Origin of the sequence: Flavobacterium cyclinae (assembly GCF_021172145.1) — a bacterium.
Lineage (GTDB): Bacteria > Bacteroidota > Bacteroidia > Flavobacteriales > Flavobacteriaceae > Flavobacterium > Flavobacterium cyclinae.
This window is the reverse complement of record NZ_CP089095.1, coordinates 1,586,831-1,604,457: the sequence shown is the minus strand read 5'-3', so window position 1 is coordinate 1,604,457 and position 17,627 is coordinate 1,586,831. Positions and strand designations below refer to the sequence as shown.

General features: G+C 33.2%; 15 protein-coding genes and 1 pseudogene. 4 read left to right on the top strand and 12 right to left on the bottom strand.

Going from position 1 to position 17,627, the window contains the following annotated elements:
• Nucleotides 1-1,044: 1,044 nt before the first annotated feature.
• The 4 genes from LOS86_RS07460 to LOS86_RS07445 are packed head-to-tail and all read left to right on the top strand — an operon-like array spanning nt 1,045 to nt 2,709.
• The gene (locus LOS86_RS07460; protein ID WP_231841479.1) at nt 1,045-1,803 is read left to right on the top strand and encodes a hypothetical protein; all 759 of its coding nucleotides are present in this window, start codon (nt 1,045-1,047) and stop codon (nt 1,801-1,803) included.
• A gap of 32 nt (nt 1,804-1,835) precedes the next feature.
• Nucleotides 1,836-2,228 carry a DUF5675 family protein gene (locus LOS86_RS07455; RefSeq protein WP_231841478.1) on the top strand — a complete coding sequence of 131 codons (393 nt, stop codon included), beginning with the start codon at nt 1,836-1,838 and terminating at the stop codon, nt 2,226-2,228.
• 30 nt (nt 2,229-2,258) lie between these two features.
• Nucleotides 2,259-2,543, top strand: a complete 285-nt coding sequence (locus tag LOS86_RS07450; protein WP_231841477.1) for a hypothetical protein — start codon at nt 2,259-2,261, stop codon at nt 2,541-2,543.
• Nucleotides 2,536-2,709, top strand: coding sequence for a hypothetical protein (locus LOS86_RS07445; RefSeq protein ID WP_231841476.1), 174 nt, complete (start codon nt 2,536-2,538; stop codon nt 2,707-2,709). The genes LOS86_RS07450 and LOS86_RS07445 overlap by 8 nt, the downstream gene beginning before the upstream one ends.
• A 181-nt stretch (nt 2,710-2,890) precedes the next feature.
• On the opposite strand, the gene LOS86_RS07440 is transcribed toward LOS86_RS07445, so the two are convergent.
• The 12 genes and pseudogenes from LOS86_RS07440 to LOS86_RS13665 all read right to left on the bottom strand — a co-directional run bounded on the left by LOS86_RS07440 (nt 2,891) and on the right by LOS86_RS13665 (nt 17,611).
• Nucleotides 2,891-6,007, bottom strand: coding sequence for a T9SS type A sorting domain-containing protein (locus tag LOS86_RS07440; protein ID WP_231841475.1), 3,117 nt, complete (start codon nt 6,005-6,007; stop codon nt 2,891-2,893).
• A gap of 18 nt (nt 6,008-6,025) precedes the next feature.
• The gene (locus LOS86_RS07435) at nt 6,026-6,535 is read right to left on the bottom strand and encodes a Riean_0653 family protein (protein ID WP_231841474.1); all 510 of its coding nucleotides are present in this window, start codon (nt 6,533-6,535) and stop codon (nt 6,026-6,028) included.
• A 223-nt stretch (nt 6,536-6,758) separates the two neighbouring features.
• Nucleotides 6,759-7,181: a DUF6943 family protein gene (locus LOS86_RS07430; RefSeq protein ID WP_231841473.1), complete on the bottom strand. Its 423-nt coding sequence runs from the start codon at nt 7,179-7,181 to the stop codon at nt 6,759-6,761.
• Between the two features lie 1,093 nt (nt 7,182-8,274).
• Complete coding sequence (locus tag LOS86_RS07425; protein ID WP_200778592.1) at nt 8,275-8,439, bottom strand: hypothetical protein; 165 nt, start codon at nt 8,437-8,439, stop codon at nt 8,275-8,277.
• Nucleotides 8,440-8,500: 61 nt separating this feature from the next.
• Nucleotides 8,501-8,956, bottom strand: a complete 456-nt coding sequence (locus LOS86_RS07420) for a heme-binding domain-containing protein (protein WP_231841472.1) — start codon at nt 8,954-8,956, stop codon at nt 8,501-8,503.
• Nucleotides 8,957-9,571, bottom strand: coding sequence for a DUF3347 domain-containing protein (locus tag LOS86_RS07415; RefSeq protein ID WP_231841471.1), 615 nt, complete (start codon nt 9,569-9,571; stop codon nt 8,957-8,959).
• A 19-nt stretch (nt 9,572-9,590) separates the two neighbouring features.
• Nucleotides 9,591-11,366 (bottom strand): efflux RND transporter periplasmic adaptor subunit, encoded by a 1,776-nt coding sequence (locus LOS86_RS07410; protein ID WP_231841470.1) that lies wholly within the window; start codon nt 11,364-11,366, stop codon nt 9,591-9,593.
• Between the two features lie 2 nt (nt 11,367-11,368).
• Nucleotides 11,369-12,589, bottom strand: coding sequence for a TolC family protein (locus LOS86_RS07405; RefSeq protein WP_231841469.1), 1,221 nt, complete (start codon nt 12,587-12,589; stop codon nt 11,369-11,371).
• Complete coding sequence (locus tag LOS86_RS07400; RefSeq protein WP_231841468.1) at nt 12,582-16,406, bottom strand: efflux RND transporter permease subunit; 3,825 nt, start codon at nt 16,404-16,406, stop codon at nt 12,582-12,584. The genes LOS86_RS07405 and LOS86_RS07400 overlap by 8 nt, the downstream gene beginning before the upstream one ends.
• Nucleotides 16,407-16,538: 132 nt before the next feature.
• A pseudogene (locus tag LOS86_RS07395) lies at nt 16,539-16,874 on the bottom strand (heavy-metal-associated domain-containing protein); the annotation flags it as partial.
• A gap of 186 nt (nt 16,875-17,060) precedes the next feature.
• Complete coding sequence (locus tag LOS86_RS07390; RefSeq protein ID WP_072780916.1) at nt 17,061-17,417, bottom strand: hypothetical protein; 357 nt, start codon at nt 17,415-17,417, stop codon at nt 17,061-17,063.
• A gap of 65 nt (nt 17,418-17,482) precedes the next feature.
• Nucleotides 17,483-17,611, bottom strand: coding sequence for a hypothetical protein (locus tag LOS86_RS13665; RefSeq protein WP_255674255.1), 129 nt, complete (start codon nt 17,609-17,611; stop codon nt 17,483-17,485).
• Nucleotides 17,612-17,627 lie beyond the last annotated feature (16 nt).

Genomic DNA, 17,627 nt, shown 5'->3' with positions numbered 1-17,627 from the left:
ATGCTTACCAGCATGACAAACTGTGTGGTTAGAAAACTCAAATAAGTGGAACGCTCTGTGTAGCTCTCTCAACGCAATCAAAATAAAAAGAAACTCCGTGAAGCTCGGTGTAAAATCTTAACCACAAGGCGCACTAAGAAAGCACAAAGAACACAAAGCTTTACGAAGCAAAAGCCAACCCATCACCTATCATCAATCACTTATCCAAAAGATGCTTTCCAGCATGACAAACTGTGTGGTTAGAAAACACAAATAAGTGAAACGCTCTGTGTGGCTCTCTCAACGCAATACAAGTAAAAGAAACTCCGTGAAGCTCGGTGTAAAAACTATGAGCCTATGTGTTAAAAAAAAGCATAAAAAAAACCGATTCATTTCTGAACCGGTTTTACCCTGCGGAGAAAGAGGGATTCGTATCTCTTTCGTCAAGCCTATATTTTAAAAGTTTTTTCAATTGTTCAAATCTTGGGTCTCGATTTTAAACCTCAAAAAAGCATTCGTTTTTCTGACAAATCTTATAATGCAAATATAATAAAAAATCTTTTATTAAGCAGTTTAAAAATTAAATAAGTTGATTTTGCTAATCAATTAGTGGTAAAACATGTTCGATATTTAAGCCAGTATGCAAACAAAACTCTTCAATACTTACAAGGCTATTTTTAGGCTTTCTAAGCGACTTTCTTATTTCATTTAATATTCTTGTGCTTTGACGATAGCTTTTACCTGTAATACGTTGTATGTCCTTTGGATAGATACAAACTCGTTTTGATATTTGATTCATACTTTAACCTTGCTTTTAAGTTGGCTTTGAGATAGGTTAAAGGTACTTAATTAATCTTTTCATTTAACGTCGATTGATATGGATGAATTGACTTGTTTTAGGACGTTTAACGACAAATATGTCGATTTAGGACATTTGGTATGGGGTGTTGTTTTTTGATGGGTTTTGTGTGGGAAATTTGCCTTGTAATTATTTCAAAAAGTGTTGCAACCGAGTTTTGAATGATTTATGAAAGTGAATGAATGTTGAACTAAAATTTTGAAGTTATGGCTAGACAGAAAGGCATAATTAAATTAAAAGGTACTATCGGGGATATTACTTTTTACAAGACGCAGGATGGGCATTTAGCTCGTGAAAAAGGTGGTATTGATGCTAGTAGAATTGCTAGTGACCCTGCGTTTCAAAGAACGCGTGAAAACGGTTCTGAGTTTGGTAGAGCTGGGAAAGCAGGTAAGCTTTTGAGAACGGCTTTACGCCCATTGTTATTGAATTCTGCCGATGGTAGAATGGTGAGTCGTTTGACGCAACAAATGGTTAAAGTTATCCAGATGGATGCTGTGAGTGAGAGAGGATTACGTAATGTAATTGATGGGGAAATTACATTGGTTCTTGGATTCGAATTTAATATTCGTGGGAAATTAGGTACTTCATTGTTTGCTCCTTTTACAACGGATATTGACCGAGTGGCGGGTACTTTGGATGTAAGTATTCCTTCTTTTATTCCTGCGAATATGATTGCTGCTCCTAGTGGAACTACTCACTTTAAAGTGATCTCTGGTGGTGCTGCGATTGACTTTACTGCGGAATCGTATGAAGTGAATACTTCTGAAACTGCAATTTTACCATGGGATGCTACGGCTACGTCTGTAATTAACTTGAGTAATACTGTAACAGCTAACTCTACTCACCCACTTGTTTTGGCACTTGGTGTGGAGTTCTACCAACAAATTAATGGGCAAATGTATCCGTTGAAAAATGGAGCTTTTAACCCGTTATCGATTGTGGCGGTTGATGGAGGCGTTTAATAGTGGTCAGTGATCAGTTTTAAGTGGTCAGTATGATACTGTTTTTGACAAGAACTTATTTCCCTGAAGGAACAAATGGAAAATTGGAATGTGAGGGCAAATTAATTTGTTATACAATTGAATTGCCGTGGAAGCGAAATGAACGTGGAATTTCCTGTATTCCGGAAGGGAAATATTTTATTAGAAAGCGATATAGTGCGAAGTACAAATGGCATTTGGAATTGGTGGATGTGCCAAACAGAACGTATATTTTGATACATCCTGCCAATAATGCGAAAAAGGAATTGCGTGGCTGTATTGCTCCTGTTACGAAACTTTCTGGACCTGGATTAGGTTTGATGTCTAGAAAAGCTTTTACAAAGTTGAAAGACTTAGTTTATAAAGCTTTGGATAACAAAGAAAGTGTGGAATTGATTGTACAATAGATCCTTTGCAGGATTATAAAAAGAAAGATTATGAATGTAGTAGAACGTGCTAAGGCACCCACTCCGAAATTTTTTAAGGTGTTGCGCACCATTGGATTAGCCTTATTAGCAGTAAGTGGAAGCATTGTAGCTGCTCCAGTAGCTTTACCTGCTGTTGTTGTAACCGTTGCGGGTTATGCAGCCGTTGCAGGTGGTGTTTTATCGGCAGTGAGCCAGATTACGGTTGATGACACCCTTCGACAAGCTCAGGATGACACCCGAGGCAACAAAAAAGATGAGGCAAAACCCGAAACTGACGTTGGACGGAATGGATAATTCTTTAACTTTGAAGGCAGGAACTTTTGGAGGATTTGTTTTGAGTGTTATACCTAATTTAACCTCAGCAGATGTCTTGAAAACAATAGTTTTAGCCTTTATTGGAGCAGTAGTGAGTTTTGGTGTTACGGTGTTTTTAAAACGCCTCACCTCAAAAAAGAAATAAGCTCAGTTTTGATTGGTAACCTTTACTGAGTATTAGAAAGCCTAATCATTTACGATTAGGCTTTTTAAGTTTTTTCATTTTTTTGTATTAACTTGAGCAATGTTGTATATGTAACATATTGATTAAAAATAATCAATACATTAGAAAAACTAAATGTACAATAAAAGCTAAAACTTGTAACTTATTCTACAGCTATTTGATGACTTTCAACATCGTTGTCTATGTAAATTTTTAAAACATAAATTCCCTTTGATAAATCCGTGACTGAAAAAACAGCTTTGTTGTTAATTATTTCAACTCTTGCTTTAGATAATCCCATTAAATCGAATAGCTCACCCGATATTTGGGCGTCTTTTTCGGGTTGATTATTACTATCTCTCAAATCTATATTGACAATATCTTTTGAAGGGTTTGGATAAACTACATAGGTTGAAGTTTCTGTACTTCTTAATACTATATTTGAATTACAATTAATCGCATTATAGGTAAATGTTTTCCAATCAGAAATTCCACAAGTGTTGGAAACTCTTACTTTGAATGATAATGTGCCAGGAATAGAAGGGTTTATAGTAATGATACCATTGTAATGACTGTAGCTAAAATATCCAGATAGTTTTACTATTTCCCATTGTGAACTACTGTCCAAACCTGCTACACAAATTGTTCTGCTGTTTTCTTCACGGTAATTTCCTGCACATAGTGTTGTTGATTCAACAGGACAAGTAGTGTCGTCTACAAAATATTCAAGTTCATTAGGGTTAGGATTTGCACCAAAAACATAAGGTTTGCCTACCCAAATATTTTTTGTAAAGATGGCATTTCCACAGCGACCGTTGCCCGTATTATTTGGGTCATCGCCCATGGTTACTTGTATTTTTACACGACCATAACCAGTTGAAAGTGTGGTAAATGAAAAATTCTGTGCGTTGCTACCAGTGGAAGAAGCAATTAAATGAGAGCCATCAATAATTTGCCAATTGTAAAATGCTCCACCAGTTGGTGCTGTAAAAGTAGCTGTATTTGAATTGCAAATAATACTTGTACCTGAAATGTTATTAACTTTATCGCTACAAACAAAAGAGCAAGAAAATATTTCTGGTGTTCCTGCAATTTCATTTCTTAACCAAAATCCATTGTTTAATGTAAATTGAATATGAGCTTCACTTGTTATTGAATTTGTGAAAAAGTTATGAAAGGGCACATTTTTTGGAGCTGGAGGTGGTGATTGAGGGTTATATTTTTTTGTTAAATCACTTGGAATAATTGTTGTATTACCACTACCAACATCTAAACTACTGTATGTAGGAATGAAATTAAATCTTGGTTCTAATACATATTGACCAATGCCAGAAGATGCAGGAATAAAAAGTTCTAGATTATAAACACCACCGCTGGCATTATCCAGTGGCAACATATTTGTGGTAGAGTTAATTGTTTTTTGTCCAATTATTTGTTCTTCTACATTTATGAAACCAAGCACTTTTTTCTTAACATATAATTTACCTTTATAAATTTGTTGTGATTGTTGGTTAGGTAGTGCTTTTAAATTAAATTCACCTTTAATATCGGTGTTTGTAGATAGTACACCCGTTAGATACCCTACTGGGTTTAGTGTAAGACCATAATAAACCATAGAAGTAAACCAACCTATATCAATTTTTTCGTTTATATCTACAAGTGTTGCATAAGGGTTAAAGTCTAAAGGTGTACCACATTCAGAGCCGTTAGCAATGGCAATGTTTCGTATTCCGTTTTGTTGTGGCATTCCCATATTTACATATTCTGTCATAAAGCTATTTTGAAGTGTTGTGGAAATGTTTGTTGTATTGGTACCAGTGCCTTGTAACTGATAACTAATCATTTGCTGTGCTGCGGGACTTTGTAATAAGTTCAACCCATTCTCTAGTTCAGGAATAATATCTGTCAATTCAAATAAATCGATATTAAATAACCCCATTAATACAGGAATACTAATACCTTCGCCAGCTAAATGACGTACCAATGCCTGATATGCTAAAGGTAAATTTGCTCCTTGATGAGGGCTATCATGACTTATATAAAGTTTAGTTTCATGAGTTTCACCATTAATTTCCATATCTCTCAAAGCATAACGACCAACTAAACCACCCATACTCATACCTAAAACGGCATTTTTCTCGTTGCCTACTTTTAATTGGTTAATTTGTCTTATAACCTCTTCTACCATATAGGCATTACGCTGAATATAATCGGTGCTGTTTACAAAATCTACAAAAACTAAATCATAATCTTCATCTTCTATGGCTTGGTTGAGAGTTAAAAATGGTTGTCCAGTTTGACTTATTTGGATATTTAAACCTCCTAGACCATCATCATTAATTAAATCCAAATAATTGAAACTATTTTCAGGATCAAAACCTTCAATGATAATTAATGGTTTGGTTACTTGTGTGTGTCCTGGTGCTAACTCAATAGTTACAAGACCCGTAGCAGCACTACCATTCCAATTGTTTCCTGTAACCGCATGGTTTACCCAAAACATATCGCTACCAAAACCGTTAAAGCGAGCTTGTGCATTTTGAGTTGAATCTACATAATCTACCCAAATTTTAGAATGACTTTCAACAATAGTTCCATTGGTATATTCGAATTTTACTTTTATGGTTTTTTCTCCGCCTGACGTATAAGATATATTTTTAACTTCATTAACAGCTACATTTTGATATCCTTGTCCATTGCTGAAATCAACAGTAATTTGACTTATTGTAATTCCAACATTAGAGTAAATTAAATTACTTGGTAGTTTGAAATTGAAATTACTACCTTGTAGCTGTTGTTTTAATGGTGTAATAGCAAATAATGTTTTACTATCGTAAGGATTTCTACCTGTTACATCATAAATTTTATCGTTTGTGATAGTTACATCACCATTAGTATATGCATTGGTTTTATATTGCTGATAATTATAATGTTGTACAGCTAAAAGAATATCGTTTGAATTGCTTTGTGCCGTTTTTAAATTAGTATTTACAATGCTAGGTGCCATCATATTCTGGGCAACAGTACCCACACGCATAGTATAAAGCGATGAATAGAGCGATTGCCAACGTGTTTTGTCAACAGTATTGTTTGGTGTAATAATTCCGTTGTACAGTTCTACATCGCAAAAACGGATACCAAATTCTTTGAGATAACCTGTAGTTACTTTGGTTTTGTCTATGTTACCAAAAATATATTGCATACGATTGGCATAAGACGTGTTTTGAGCTTGTATATTAAATGTAGCCAAACACACAAGAAATAATAGAATTCTTTTCATTTTTATAGATTTTAAAAGTTAGGGTATGTATTGTAAATCGAAACGACCATTAGTAATATTTATATTTTCACATTCATTTGTTTGAGTAGAAAAATTAAATGTACCTGAAATAATAAAGTTAGTTTGATCAAAATTTGTTATAGTTACCGAACCAGATATAGTGTTAGCAAAGTCATAATAACAACCGTTTCCGTTGTTAATGAATAAAGATTGATTAAATGGTATATTAGTTAAGCTATAACTTGTATTTATAGAAATGCTTTCGCTTATCCTTAAAATTATATTTACATCCATGTCCGAATTATCAATACTTCCACCAATTTGTAAAACACCTCCTTGATATATTGCAGTTTGGTTTGATGTGTTTAATACTACAAAAGGTTCACCGTTAATTAAGCACCCAAAAGTGTTTGCACCATCTTGTGTAGCTGGTGGTAGTTGGTCAATAGGGTTTTGTGGGGTGTCATCTTCATTGTTGCAGCAACTTAAAGTAAAAGTGGTGAGCAAGAGTAATAAAATTTTTTTCATATCTTTTTTATTTTTTTCAAAATTAGTAATCTATTATTATCACAAAGTTATTTTTAAGTTACCTTGGTTTTTGATTATTTGCTTTTAGTGTAAAATCTCCATAGTCACAACATTTTGGGTGTATTTACTCTTAATTTTTGACTACCATTCAAATTTATACATTATTTAATTTATCTGTACAATTTTAATAAAAAAGCCTCGACATATTAGTCAAGGCTAACTATCATTTCATTCTATACCTCATCATAATAGCGTTTTTGAGTTCGTTGATGAGGTGGATGTTTTTGTGGTGGTGGTTTTCTTGTTCTTGCAGCAGCTTGAGTGCTTGAATGTGTTTCAGGTGCTGCTCGTGTTCTCTCATCATTCGGGCGGCTTTTGGATTGAACTCTTTTTTGAAGTCGTAAAGGGTAATAAAAGGGATTACAGAACCTTTTAAGAACGGATGCCAGAACTTCGTTTTCCATAAGCTTAACGCTACATAGAAAATGTTTTCTTTTTGCTCTTCGGTCTGGAATACTAATACAAAGCTGTTTGTAAAAGGTTCGTTTTGAGGTTTTCCGCTATTTAGTCCTTTTGATAATACGAAAAAATGCGGTTTGTCATACTTCGCCCCAGGTTGGTGGGTTTTGATAAAAATTGTGTCCATAAAACAAGGATTTAAAAGGTTAAATTCCTTCGTCTTTCCTCCGTGATTGCACAAAATGTGATTGAAAACCGAGATGCCCCACACACATTTTTGCAAAAGAAAAAAGGAAAAAAAAGAAAGCCGTCTTTCTTTGTGGAGGGTTTCAAAAAAGCAAGTTTTTTTTGAATTTTTTTTTCTTGTTTGATTTACTGTTTTGCAGGCTTTCACTCGAAAAAAAATTCAAATAACCGGGACGGCTTGAACTTGCTTTTTTGAATACCCGGAACAAACCTTTGGCTTCTTTTTTATCCTTTTTTTTGTAAAAATGTTTTCCTATTGTCTGGTGATGGATGATGGGTGTTGGGTGATTGGTTGGGGGAGCTCAATCAGGATTCGTAAACAAGGGTGTGGTTTTATTTGTAATCGTATTGAATGCTGTGCTTCTGCAAATAAAAACACACTCTTGTAGCGGTTTGATTTTTGATAATGCCTGATAGTTTAGTTGGCAGTCGCGGTTTTCAGTTAGCAGTTTAGGTCTTATGAAAATGGGAGGCATTTTCAAAAAACAATGCAAACTACGTCAGCGGTAGCGTTCCTATTATCTTTCGGGTGGGTGCGGCTGGGCGAGGATATTTTACATAATAACTGTTATGACTGCCGTTGGCGTAGCATTGGGAGATGGAAGGCATTATAACACTTATTATGTAAACATAGCTTGGGAGTGGTTTTTGTGTGTTTTTAGCGTTTGTTTTTTGGATTGGATGTAAGTGGATAAAAAAAGGCGGACTGTGCGCGAGGGCCCTTCGACAAGCTCAGGATGACGGTTAACGGATTTGTGCTTTTTAGTTGAAAACAGGGAGCCTTTTTTTATTGACTTACTATAGGGAAAACAAGTGCTAAAAACACACAAAATACCACAGGAGCGTTGGGGAGCGTTGGACTGGGTGGGCGCAAATAACTTAGCGAAGCGTTCCTATTAAAAACAAAGAAACCAAGAAAGCCATTTGTTTACTTTTTAGCCCCGATGGGAGTGATACCGTGTTTAACGGACAGCGGGAATATGGAAACCAAGAATGCCCGAGCCTTTCGCTTCATAATATTCTGTATATGAGTACTAAAACAAAAGACCTTGTGGAGAATTATCTAATTTAGTTGCTGTTAGATTTACTTCATAGGGATAGGCAAAATTATTGATTGGTTCGTGCTGTAACCATTTGGATTCGTCTTCTGGTTTTAGAATGATTGGCATTCTTTTCTTTGTGTTGTGAATTTCTGCCATTAGTTGCAAATGGCATCGCAATTATCTCTTAATTCTGAAAAGAATATGTATTTGATTAAGGTTATTCATTTTCCATTTGTAACTTGGTTATCCAATCTATGATTTCTGTTTTCTGTTTTTGTGTAAGAACTGCATCTTTGTGGATTAATGTATATGATATAAGCGGCATTTTATCGTCCTCAATTTGACTAACAATGGATTTTAACTTACTTTTTTTTCTTCTATTAGAATAAGTATTCCAATCACTAAAATTTAATTCTGCTTTGCCTTCTTCAATATGACTTTCTAAAATCCAAGCAACTGGTTGCACTTTATTGTACCACGGATAATAGGTGTTATTACTGTGACAGTCGTAACAAGACGTTTGTAATGTATTTTTAATACTATTAGGCACATTGTTAACTATCATAAAATCAGTATTGGGTACAATTTCACTTAGATTGCGTTTTGTGGGAATGAATTGAATTCCCACAAACACAATCAGTAAAATCAATAAGATGATTTTAGAAATTTTCATTTAGTTGATTTGCTTTTTTACACTTCCACATTTTAGCATTTTTGAACCAAAATAGGGGTTTTTAATTTCTTTAACTTCACTTAACCAATTTGCTCCTTTATTGTTATTAGCCATAGGGCAATAGTCTTGATAAATTACTTTGTCTGTTCCAAGAAGTGCTACTAAATCAGTCATATCAGTGCTTAATGCTTCAAAATGTTCTCTTTGATGATCAATTGGGCTTTTTACGATATGTTCTGCATGTTCTTTAGCACTTTCTGCAATTTCCATATACTTTGTATGTGTATCTCCAGTTAATTTTGACATATCAAATTTTTCAATAGCAGCTATAAGAGAATTACCACCTTCTGCAGCTTTTTCTTTACCGTCTGCTACTAAACCATTTTTGATTTCGAAATAAGCATCTAAAATTGCTGCTGTTTCAGGGTTTTTTGCGCTGTTTTGGTTAATTTCTCTTTCGGTAGATTCTGTACCTGCGGCATGTTCATGTCCTTCATGCGATTCCGTTTGCATTCCTTCGTTAGGCATTGTTCCTTCTTCTTGTTCTTTGTTGTCTTTACAAGAGATTGTTACGCTTAATAACGCTACTGCTAAAATTCCGATTACTTTTTTCATGATTTAAAAATTTATTAATTTATTTAATTGTTTCTTTAACTTCTCCACATTTTATCATTGAAGCTCCAAAATATGGGTTAACTACTTTATTCTCTTTACTTAACCAATTGGCACCTTTATCACTATTTGCCATAGGACAAAACTGAACGTATGCACTCTCATTTAAAGGATTAAAAGCTTTTGTCATGGCTATCATTACATTTGATATTGGTTCAAAAGACATTCTTAATTCTTTAATGTTTTTAATATGTGAAGCATGAAGTGTCTGCTTTTTCAGCTCTGTTTGATAATTCATCCATACTTTATGAGATTCTCCTTTAAATACGCTCATGTTTATTTTATTGAAAGATTTTTCAAATGCTAACAAGGCTTTTTTAGCCGAATTAAAATCATCTTTTGTTAAGGCATCTTTAAATTCAAAATATTCTTTGTATAAGGGTTGTAAACTCTTTTTAGCTTCAGAACTTATCGTTGTTTTTTCTGCTTTTAATACTACTTTTTTATCTTCATTCATAGGCATAGAAGAATCTCCATGATTGTGACCTGTATTTGCTTTGCCACCTTCCAAATTCATCATGCTTGGTTTTCCTGCTAATTGTGCAGCTGCATCCACATTAAAAGTACCATTTGCTACTATTTCTTCACCAACTTTTAAACCTTCTTCAATTATGTAGTCATTTCCTAATAATGGTCCTAATGTCACTTCACGTAGTTTGAATGTTATTCCCTTATCGGTTTCATTTTTAATATAAACAATAGAGCGTTTTCCTGTCCACATTACAGCTGATTTAGGAACACTTAATGTCGCTTTATTGCCAACTACTTTAGTTTTTAAAGTACCCGTTGCAAACATTTCAGGTTTGAATTTTAATCCAGAATTAGCTACCTCAACTCTTGCTTTTGCAATTCGTGTCAGTGGGTTTATAAATGGGTCAATAAATGCAATTGTTCCTGAAAATGTTTCTCCTGGAAAAGATGCCACTGTATAGTTGATTTTATCTCCTTTTTTAACCCAACTCATATCTGATTCGTAAATTTCAAAAAGAACCCATACGTTTGATAAATCTGCAACATCATATAATGTTTGTCCTTTTTGAAGATAATCGCCTAACTCAACATTTTTCTTGATAATATATCCCGATACATCGGCATAAACAGGAAATCTATCTTGGGTTTTACCTGAAGAAATAATACTGTTAATAGTAGCATCTGAAACTTTCCAATTTTTCAATTTCATTTTTACCGATTCAAATAATTCAGGTTGAATGTCTTTTACAGTATATGCTTCAATTAATTCTTGTTGTGTGCTGGCTAATTCAGGAGAATACACATAAGCAACCACTTGACCTTTTTTTACATATTCGCCCACAAACGAAACTTGAATTTTTTCGATTCGACCTGGTATATGTGATGATTGGCTATAAACGGTTCTTTCATTAACTTCAACTTTTCCATTAAGTGAAATTTCTTTAACACCATCGGTATTTCCTACTTTGTAAGTAGAGATTCCAGCAATAATCATGGCCGATTCCGACATGCTAATTGCATCAGGATCTATATCTTCATCTCCTGCTTCCAAAGGGATTAAATCCATTCCACATATAGGACAATCACCTGGTTCTGGCTGTCTAATTTGTGGATGCATAGAACAGGTCCATGTTTCTGCTTTTGATGAAGCATCTGTTTTATTTTCATCTTTTTCTTCAGAGCTTCCACCAAATAACAAAGCTCCTAATAGTAGCCCAACTAATAAGGTTATTGCTAATAAGATTTTTGTTTTTTTATCTATGTTCATGATTAAAATTGTTTTGCGGTTAAATAATCTAATTCTGCTAATTTTACATGAAAAGTACTTATACTTGACAATTGCAATTTTTGATATTTTAAAAGCTCTTGTTGCATACGTAATACTTCTTCAAAATCTTTATTGGCGTTACTGTAGTAGGCAAATAATAGACTTAAACTTTTGGATAGTGTTATTACTTGTCCTTCATATAATTTTAACAAATCTCTTTCTTTTTGCAATTCAAAAACAAGTTTGTAATAGGTTCCGTTCAATTTGTTTTCATAAGCTTCTTTTTGAAAAGAATAATTTTCCTGCATTAATTTTGCTTCGGTAACTGCTGCGTCGTATTTTTTTCTAAAAATGGGCAAACTAACTGTAACCATAGGCATGATAACATCTTTACCCGAATCTGGAAAATTATTCATTCCGTTACCTACAAAAACATAATCTAAACCAATACCTAATTTTGGCAAACCTTGCTTTCTGGCTGCTTCAATTGTAGCTTCCGAAGCTTGCTTTTTTAATTCAAGTTCTTGTAGTATAGGGTTAGTAGCTATTGAATCTTTACGATATTCTATGGGTAATTCTATTGTTTCTATTTTTTTAGAAACAACAATTTTTTCATCATACTTTCTATTTAGAATACTGTTGAACCAAGATGTTAATGCGGGTTCTTTTTTATTTAAAATTTCTAAATTAGTTTGAGCATCTTTTATCATAATATCCACACGCAAGACATCTACTAAACTTCCTTTACCATTTTCAAATTTCGCATTGGCAATGTTTTTGTATGATTCTAGAATTTTGATGTTTTCTTGTTCAATATCTTTTAGTTTTAATAGCTCATACAAAGGATAATAAGCAGTAGCAACTTGAGAATACAATTGATTTTTAGCATTTAAAAAGGCTTGGTATTTACTTTCTGCCATTAAAGTTGCTGCATTTTTTTGAGCTTTTAAAGTACCAAACCAAGGAAACATTTGAGTTAGTGAAAACCTCATGTTTTGAGGGCCAAGTCTTGTTTCTACGGGTGAAATAAAATACCCCATAGAAAGATTAGGATCTGGTAAAGAACTCACTTGTGGTATTTTTTGCATGGCTGCTTCAAACTCTTTATACTTTGCTTTTAATTCAGGATTATTTTCTGCCGCAATAGTATAATAGTCGTTTATAGATTGCCCTACAACATTATATGCCATAAATAGAATTGATATTATTAGTATTTTACGCATTTCTCTTTTCTTTATTTTTAATTACTGTTTCTCTCCAATACGCTTGTAATACTGGCACTACAAACATGGTCATAATTTGAATGGTCATTCCTCCAAAAGTTGGAATAGCCATTGGGATCATAATATCTGAACCTTTCCCTGTTGAGGTTAAAACAGGAAGCAAAGCAATAATTGTTGTCGCTGCTGTCATAACAGCAGGTCTAACTCTCATTTTACCGGCTTCTACTACTGCATTTCGAACTTCAGTGATGGTTTGAGGATTTTTCTCTTCAAAAACTTGATGAATATAAGAGCCCATGATTACTCCATCATCGGTAGCGATACCAAATAATGCAATAAAACCTACCCAAACGGCAACGCTTAAATTGATGGGATGCATTTGAAATAAATCGCGCATGTTTACATCTGCAACAGCAAAATTCATGAACCAATCTTGTCCGTATAACCATAGCATTATAAATCCTCCTGCAAATGCAACAAATACTCCAGAGAAATGGATTGACGATGCAATAACAGTCTTGAATTGAAAATAAAGTAATAAAAAGATAACGATTAAACAAATAGGAATTACAATTGAAAGTCTTTTCATTGCTCTTATTTGATTTTCATAACTTCCTGAAAATTTATAATTTACACCTTGAGGCACTACCAATTCGCCTGAATCAATTTTAGTTTGAATTGCTTTTTGAGCATCATTTACTACATCAACTTCGGCATAGCCATCATTTTTATCGAATAAGACAAAACCAACCAGAAAAGTATCTTCACTTTTAATGGCTTGAGGTCCTTTTTTATATTCAAACTGAACTAATTGACCTAACGGAATCTGTGCGCCAGTAGGAGTAGCTATTAATATTTTTCCTAATGCTTCAGGGCTATCTCTTAATTCTCTAGGATAGCGAACTCTTATAGGATAGCGTTCTCTTCCTTCAACAGTTGAAGAAATTTTCATTCCTCCAATTGCTGTTTCAATAGCTTGTTGAACATCTTCTATATTTAAGCCAAATCGAGCAATTTTTTCTCTATCAATATTTAAATGTAAATAAGGTTTTCCTACAATTCTATCAGCAAAAACAGCTTCACGTTTTACAGAAGGTACTTCTTTAATTATTCCTTCTAGTTCTAAACCAAACTCTTCAATCGTTTTTAAATCGGGACCAAAAACTTTTATTCCCATTGGTGCTCTCATTCCTGTTTGAAGCATTACTAATCGAGTCTCTATAGGTTGTAGTTTAGGAGCTGATGTAACACCAGGTATTTTTGATGCTTTTACAATTTCATTCCAAATATCATCTGGTGATTGAATTATATCTCGCCAATTTCTATAGAAAGCACCATCATCATCTGGAATAAGATTTTTAATCGAAATAGCCTGTTTTAAAGCCTCATCATGGGTAAGACTATCACCAGATTTTGTAATAAAACGCCCTTTATTGTCTGTCTTAAATCGCATTCGATGACCATCAGTATCTAAAATAAATTCTGGTTTATAATTGATAATATTTTCATACATAGAAATAGGAGCAGGGTCTAACGCACTTTCTACACGTCCTAATTTACCAACTGCCATATCGACTTCGGGAATATGATTAAGAATCATATCCAATTGACCAACCACTTTTCTGTTTTGTTCTACACCAGCATGAGGCATAGATGTTGGCATTAAAAGATAGCTTCCTTCATTAAGTGTTGGCATGAATTCGGAACCAATTCCAGGAAATGCATGTGACGAAACTGACCAAATTTTCGAGGATCTAATATTCCAGCCTACTTTATCCAATCCATTAGCAACAAAGCCAAAAGTACTGTCAAAACCTATCCATACCAACAAACCGAAAAGCAACGTAAGAATTGGTAATAACATAAATTTACCTTTATTTTCCAAACACCAACGCAGTACTTTTTCATATGAGCTTACAATGTATAGAAGTATACCTAATATTATTCCTAACAAAACAATTACAAATAGATAATTACCTATAATACTGATTTGTGGGCCTAACGGCATCCATTCTTCCGTAAGGAAAAAAGAAACAATAAATAATACCAATATTAAATTGAAATGCTTTGTATAGGACTGAAATTTCAAAGGAATTTTATGATTAAACAGGTCATATAAACCCATTAAGGTTAATCCTAAAGGAATCCAAATTTTAAAATAAATACTTAATAAAATACCTCCTGAAATAAATACATATGACCAGAAACGTTTTACCCTTTTTTTATCATAATCAATACCGAAAATATAGTGAGCTAAAGATGGTAGGATAACTAACCCTAAAACAAAAGCACCTAATAAAGCGAATGTTTTAGTAAATGCTAAAGGTCTGAATAGTTTTCCCTCAGCTGATTCCATAGCAAAAACTGGAATGAAACTAACAACTGTAGTTGCTAAAGCAGTTGTAATTGCAGAAACTACTTCTGTGCTTGCCTCGTAAATTACTTGCATTAATTTTGCACCTTTTGCTCCATGGTTTTCTGGCATTTCGAGATGTCGAATAATATTTTCAACAAAAACGACTCCTACATCTACCATCACTCCAATAGCGATTGCAATACCTGATAAAGCCACAACGTTTGCATCTACTCCAGCATATCGCATGACAATAAAAGTCATTAATACTCCAACAGGAAGTAAACTGGAAATAATTAAAGAGGCTCTTAAATTTAAAACCAAAAGTAAAACAACAATAATACTGATTAGTACTTCATGAGAAAGAGCTGTTTCTAAAGTTCCAATAGTCTCTTGTATTAATTCTGTACGATCATAAAAAGGAATAATTGTTAATTGACTTTCTACACCATTAGCCAATGTTTTTTTAGGTAAACCAGATGCAATTTCACTAATTTTAGCCTTTACTCCGTTAATGACTTCTAATGGATTAGAACCATAGCGGGCAATGACAACACCACCAACAGCTTCAGCACCACCTTTATCTAAAATACCCCTTCTAGTTTCTGGACCTAAAGCGACTACACCAATATCTTTTACACGAATAGGTACATTATCTTTAACAGCAACAACTGCTAATTCAATATCTTCCACTTTTTTCACATAACCAAGACCTCTAACTAAATATTCGGCCTGGTTGATTTCTATGGTTTTTGCACCAACATCTTTGTTTGATTTTTGTACTGCAGTCATTACCTGCATCAAACTAATATTGTAAGCTTTCAATGCGTCTGGATTGACATCAATTTGATATTCTTTGACAAATCCACCAATAGATGCTACTTCTGAAACTCCTTGCACAGCATTTAAACCGTACTTAATATAGAAGTCTTGTGCTGTTCTTATTTCTTGTAAATCCCATCCACCAGTAGGATTACCGTCTTTATCTCTTCCTTCAACTGTGTACCAATATACTTGCCCTAATGCTGTTGCATCTGGACCAAGTGATGGTTTTACATTTTCGGGTAATAAACTATTAGGTAATGAATTTAATTTTTCCAATATTCTGGATCTAGACCAGTAAAATTCAATATCATCATCGAAGATTATATAAATACTTGAAAAACCAAAAATAGAATTACTCCTAATTGATTTTACCCCTGGAATACCTAATAAATAAGTAGTTAAAGGATAAGAGATTTGGTCTTCAATATCTTGAGGTGACCTGCCTTGCCATTGTGTAAAAACAATTTGTTGGTTTTCACCAATATCAGGAATAGCATCTACCGCAACTGAATCAGAAGGCAGGAAAGGTATTTTCCAGTTAAATGGAGCTGTAGCAATACCCCATAAAATTAGCACCATTAGAATAAGTACAGTTACTAATCTATTTTCTAGGAAATATTTTATTATTTTATTTAACATCTGAATATAATATTTACAACCAACAAAAAATATTTATCAAGGTTTTTGATGAATATTTGTTGAATATTCCTCTAAAGTAGAAAATACTTTAGAGGAATAGGTTAATTACAATTTATTAAAGTACAATTACTCGCGGTCATACTGACAACATCCCGGAAGGTTGTCGTAATCTTCATCTTTTGCTTTAACAAGCTCTGAATCATATCCAGCTAAAGCTATACGCTTTGCTATTTCTTCTTTATTTGTTTTAGATTCATCATAAGTTACTGTTGCTATTTTAGTTTCTTTGTTCCATACTACTGTAGCAATATCTTTGATGTTTCCTGCTTTTTCTATCGTTTTTTTACACATTCCACAATTACCTGAAACTTTCACTTCCTCTGTTTTTGTGTTTTTTGTTTGTGCGTTCATTGTGGTTGATAACAATACAGTGATTGCTATCATTATTTTTAATAATGATTTTTTCATTTTATATGATTTTAGTATTCAAAAAGATTTTTTTTTGAATGAATTTTTGAAATAAATTTAAATTGAATAGCAGCTATAATGAATTAAATACACATGTTAAACATGTATAATTTAAGATTCAAAACTGTTATAAAAAAATAGCAAATGCTATAAATTTGACATAAGTATGGCTGTCAAATTTTAAATTTAGCTTATTTTAGGTATAAGCCATATAGAAGAATAACCATCTGACGGTAAGTTTACAGTATGGTAAAATTTTGTTTTACTTGTAGAAAAATCAAAATTATTATTTGTAAATTCTATTTCATTAAAGAAAAAAGCAATGAAACTAACAGAAGAAGTTGTTGTGCAATTTGAGTGTCCGCAACTTCCATTACATCCTTCATCATCCATGCTGTTGTCACAACAGCTTTTTTCTTTTGTATTAGAAGTAGAAACTTCTTTTTCACAAGATTGTTGATTGTCACTACCACATGCAAAAGAGCTGTTAGGAATAAAAAATATACCTAAAAGCAATATTATTATGATGTATGACTTTTTCATTTTTTGTTAAAAAACGTATCAAAGTTAATCAAAATAAATTAAATATTTTAAAAAAAATGTTAAAATCAATTTGTTTTATGATTTAACTGTACATTTTTGCCTAAATATTTTTCTTTTAAAATTCGCATATCATCACTTACTTTTCTATCCAATACAGTAAGTAGTAATGCTGCTGTGATGATTTGTTTTTTCATGATGAATTGTTTTTAG